The organism is Pontimicrobium sp. MEBiC01747 (genome assembly GCF_053601635.1).
Genome location: NZ_JBSHNS010000567.1, coordinates 1 through 412, shown reverse-complemented (window position 1 = coordinate 412; position 412 = coordinate 1). Strand labels below are relative to the sequence as shown.

The following is a 412-nucleotide window of genomic DNA, read 5'->3' as shown; positions in this document are numbered from 1 at the left end:
AAGTTGTAATAATAAAATATCTTGTTTTGCTGTAGGTTTAAACGGAAAAGACTGTTTTATAATAGAATAAAATTCAGATTTGGTCATTAATGGAATTAATTTTTAAACTTTTATTCAAAGATATAAATGATTTTTACTCTTATAGGTTTTAGCGATTAAAAAAAAATTGTAGATTTGCGAAGGACCATTAATTTAATTTAATAAATAATATGATAAAATTTATTCTTATTGCAGTTCTTGTAATATTACTTACTATTGGGATAGTTTGGGTTATTGACAAATTTATACCTACAAAATTAAAACCTGTTATAAACATAGTGTTATGGGGCTTAATCATTTTTCTAGGATACCAAACATTTATGTCTGTATACAACCCTATATTATTTAATCAAGTAAAAGAAAAGCGTTATGC

1 pseudogene is annotated in these 412 nt (G+C 23.5%); it reads left to right on the top strand.

Annotation, left to right across the window (positions count from 1 at the left end):
• Positions 1 to 209 precede the first annotated feature (209 nt).
• Positions 210 to 412: pseudogene (locus ACVC2P_RS18980) on the top strand (hypothetical protein); the annotation flags it as partial.